Raw genomic sequence first — 4,467 nt, 5'->3', positions numbered from 1 at the left:
GATGCTGATAATTTTACCGTTGATATGAACAATCCTTCTCAATGGTTGATCCGTGTTGGTGGACGTTTGACAAAAACCATTTCCACTGAAAGCAACCGTCCAATGTCTTTCTATGGAAAAGTAAACTTGATCAAAACCTTTGGTGATAATGGTACCATCCAGATTGGCAGAGATTTTGACCTTGATCCTATGGGACCTGCAATTGAAGGCGGCGTTGGCATCAATGCGCAACTGTCTCACAATTTCTCCCTTCATGGTGATGTAAGTTATCAACAAAAGCTTCAGAAAACTGGTATATCTGGAGCAAATTTCTCAGGCGGCATACGCTATCAGTTTTAAATCAAGGCTGTAAAAATAGCCTATTCATTCTATTCAATTTAATAAAAAGGCAGCACGATATGCTGCCTTTTTTTATTCTTGACACCCTTTCATAAAAAGATCGCTCGAATAGCTTTTGTTCTTTATCCTCCCAAGATCATCTCCATCAAGATTTATTGATTGACAAGGCTAGGTATTGTTTTTGATGCATACCAGATTGAAGTAGTTGCTCGTACACAGGCAAAAAAACGCTTTCGTTATAATCCTGAAAAGACAGCTGTGGAAGGTCTTGCCAATTTGCTGGAATTGGGGAGCGTGAAATGCGTGTAGCAGTCTTTGCGCAAAAGAATGAAAATATGCACTAAAGCGGGTGGTTATGCTTAAGGGTGAGAATAAATTCAGTGATTTTGAGAAATCTGCCCCTTACGCTGTCTTAGATATTGAATGGCATTTATCTCTCATAAACAAAAATGTCGCAAAGCGCTTCATCTCCAAGTGAAAGTAAAACTTTCAGAAAAAACACCTTATATGTATTTATTGATAAATCATATATGTTTATTGATAAATCGCGCTTGCTTCATAAAATCCCCTTCCCCTTTTTCTCAAAGCAAAAAGAAAATGTAAAGTTTTACTGTCGTAAGTAGATAAAAAGCACAAGCTACTATTATTTTCCTCTTTACATAGGAAACATACTGCAAAATATTTCTTTACGCAGATAATTTAATTAAATACACCAAAAAAACAAAGACATCAACCACTTTATCAAAATACTCAAGAAGAAACTAAGATTTATAAAAGCATCAATCAGTACTCTTTAGCATATTTATAAAACACATTACATCCAATATAAAACACCTCAGATCTAAAATTAAGTAAACTTTTTTAATTTTTGCTGACGGCTGTTCCCAACGATGCTGTCCCCCCTTTATTCTCCTTAATGCATCAAAATATATGACAGTACTGTGATACCATTAAAAAGTACAAACAAACAACGATCATTTGCTTATAATATTGTCTTTAAATATCATTTTAATATTTTTAATTATATATTTAATACGTAATAACTAAAACTATAAATATAATATGACTTAAATATAAATATATACATTAATTATTATATTTTTTAATTTGACTATAAGTAAATTATAAAACTATAAGTAAATTATAAAATAGTGAGCAAGAAGAATATTTTTATAGACCATTATTTATTTTCTTATATTGTTTGTTCTTCTTATAACAAGTGGAGATATGGCAAACAGAAAAAATATTTGTAGCTTAGTTTTAAGTGAGGAGAACATAAATGTCTAAAAAATCTCTTTTATCGCATACAGCAACTGCAGCAATTCTATTATTTGGGACCTACCACAACACACAAGCGGAAGAACTTAAAGAACTTAAAGTTTCTGATGGAAAAAAAATGGAAGTCTCTAAAGAAAGCTACGATAATATTTGGGCAGAAACAGGTGGAAAAATCATCGGCAAGAATTTAAAGCTGGGGAGTACCTCTCCAACACCACCATCTGTTACAACCGTTGTCACCGTTAAAGGATCCGATAGTTTGATTGAATTATCGGACAATACCATCATTGGTGCTCCACTTGGAACTAAATCTTCCTATGAATACGGCGTTAATATATCGGACAACGCTACATTCAAAATGACAGGAGGTTCTATCAATGTTGATAAAACCGCTATTCAGCTAAATGCGGGTAACGGAAATATGGAAAATGTCACAATAACAAGTGAAAACAGTGACCCCTATAACGCAATAAAAGCTGAAAAAAAAAGTAAACTCACTTTGAAAAATATAACTGTTAAAAAAGCAAAAAACAGCATCTTTGCAGATAACCAAACTCAAGTAACAGTTATCGATGGATCTTTTGAGGCAAACGAAACAGCAATCAATGCTCGAAACGGTAGTATCATTACTTTAAACAATAAGGCAAAAATCACATCACTTAACGGTGATGGGCTCAATGCCATTGGTGAGCAATCAAAAATTTTTATGACAGGGGGAACTGTTACCGGTAGCAATAGTGTATTATATACAAAAGCTGGTGGATATATTAATGTTAAAGATGTTGTGCTCACAGCAAATGGTAAAGGAACAAAATTCGGTGCATTTGCAAGAGGTTCCAGCACTATTGAATTGAATGGTAACACAACAATTAAAAATGCTTCGATCGGTGTTAAAGCCGAAAGTGATAATGCGACAATCAAGATGACCGGAGGATCGATTGAGGTCACAGGAGACAAAGCAGTAGGTGCATCATTTCTTAACACCACCAGCAAAGAAAACACGCTGAAAGATGTAAAAATATCAAGCGGAAATGATGACTTTCTTATGGATAAAGGAATAAGTGCTGACAAAGGAAGTATTGTCACTTTAAATAATGTAACCGTCACGAAAGCAAAAAACAGCATCTTAGCAGATAACAAATCTCAAATAACAATCACCGGCGGATCTTTTGAGGCAAAAGGAGAAGCAATAATTGCTCAAAACGGCAGCAGCATTACTTTAAACAATGGTGCGAAAATCATTTCATCTGAGCATAATGCGCTGAGTGCCATTGGTGAGCAATCAAAAATTTTCATGACAGGAGGAACTGTTACTGGGAGTAATAATTCATTATATGCAACTTTGGGTGGATATATTAATGTTAAAGATGTTGCACTCACAGAAAATGGCGAAAGCTCAGTTACAGGCGCATCAGCTGAGGGCCCAAACAGCGTCATTGAATTAAAAGGAAAAACAACGATTACGAAGACTCTCTTTGGTCTTTATGTAACGGATGGAGGCAAAATCACAAGTGAAGAATTAACGATAAAAGGGAAGAAAACAAATATTGAGGGAATCGAACTGCCCAGCATGGGTGTAAATGCTGCTGCAAATAGCGTCATTGAATTAAACGGAAAAACAACGATTGAAAAAGTTGATTTTGGACTTGTCGCATCCAATAGCACGATTAAGATGATCAATGGCGCTGAAAACAAAATAGATGCAACACTAATTGCACTAAAGATAAACAGAAATGGACATATTGATCTCGCAAATACTTCTGCAACAGCAGGGGTTGCTGGGGTGAATTTTACAGATTTGTCTAAAAATAAGTTAAATGGCCTAAGTAATAGTAATCCACAAGATTGGCAAAACAGTGAAGTTAATTTGACCAATACAGATCTGATCGTTGAAAATGGTATTGGAATAAATACCGATGAATCAATGGGAAAAATTAATCTCAAAAATTCAAAAATCCTTGCAGATACGTTATTCAAAAACATAAAGCAGAAGACAAAACCTGTTGAAATGTTTACTTTAACCGCAGACCATTCTGTCTTACAAGGCGGTGTAAGAAATGACGAAAATGGGCAAACACGCTTTGATCTGAAAAACGACACAAAATGGACGTTGAAGATCAGTAACAATGAAAAAGATGCTGATGGAAAACTACTTGATATTGCTCAAAGATCTCGTTCCGATATTTCTACGCTTAATCTCGATAACAGCTCCATTATGTTTAGCAAGCCAACAGAAAAACAGCATTACCAAACTTTGTATATAGGTTCTGGTAAACCAGACACGCAAGCCGTCTACAATGCCTCTGGTGACGCAAAGATTTACTTCAACACGGCTTGGAGTGATGGTGCTGCAATAAATGACCAAAAAACCGATAGGCTTTTAATCCATGGGGATGTTTCTGGCAACACATCAGTTTATGTCACGGGGCGCTTAGAAGAGAACAATATCGAAGCAAATACCTCTGCTGCTGCCAATGTCCGAGGTCTTTCACTCATTCAAGTTTCTGGAAAAGCAGAAGAAAACTCTTTCAAACTGGTAAATGGCTATACCACAAGAGGTGGCTTACCGGATATGTATACACTACGTGCCTATGGACCAGACTCAAGCCAAGGCAAAGCCGATATTGCGCAAAACCTCTTTGATGAAAAGAATGAAAACTTCTGGGATTTCCGTTTACAACCCGAACTGCTTGACTCCAATTCTGGTTCAAATCCTGATCCTGAAACAAATATCCCTACCGTTGCCCCTGTACCACAAACAGCAAGCTATTTGGTCATGCCAAATGCTCTCTTCTATAGTGGATTAACCGATATGGCTAAACAAAACGCGCTTTTAGCCAATATCAGAAC

Annotated in this window: 3 protein-coding genes; all 3 read left to right on the top strand. The window is 36.0% G+C overall.

The features are described from left to right. Positions 1–339 (top strand): autotransporter outer membrane beta-barrel domain-containing protein (locus tag ACFIL3_RS09070; protein WP_375682113.1); only part of this gene is annotated, 339 nt, incomplete at its 5' end. A 159-nt stretch (positions 340–498) separates the two neighbouring features. Continuing rightward, positions 499–648 carry a hypothetical protein gene (locus ACFIL3_RS09065; RefSeq protein ID WP_375612614.1) on the top strand — a complete coding sequence of 50 codons (150 nt, stop codon included), beginning with the start codon at positions 499–501 and terminating at the stop codon, positions 646–648. Positions 649–1,618: 970 nt separating this feature from the next. Next, the coding region (locus ACFIL3_RS09060; protein WP_375682112.1) for an autotransporter outer membrane beta-barrel domain-containing protein at positions 1,619–4,467 on the top strand (2,849 nt) is incomplete at its 3' end.

Origin of the sequence: Bartonella sp. CE47NXGY (assembly GCF_042195415.1) — a bacterium.
GTDB lineage: Bacteria > Pseudomonadota > Alphaproteobacteria > Rhizobiales > Rhizobiaceae > Bartonella.
Note: the sequence above shows the minus strand (reverse complement) of the source record. Positions and strands in the feature narration are given on the sequence as shown.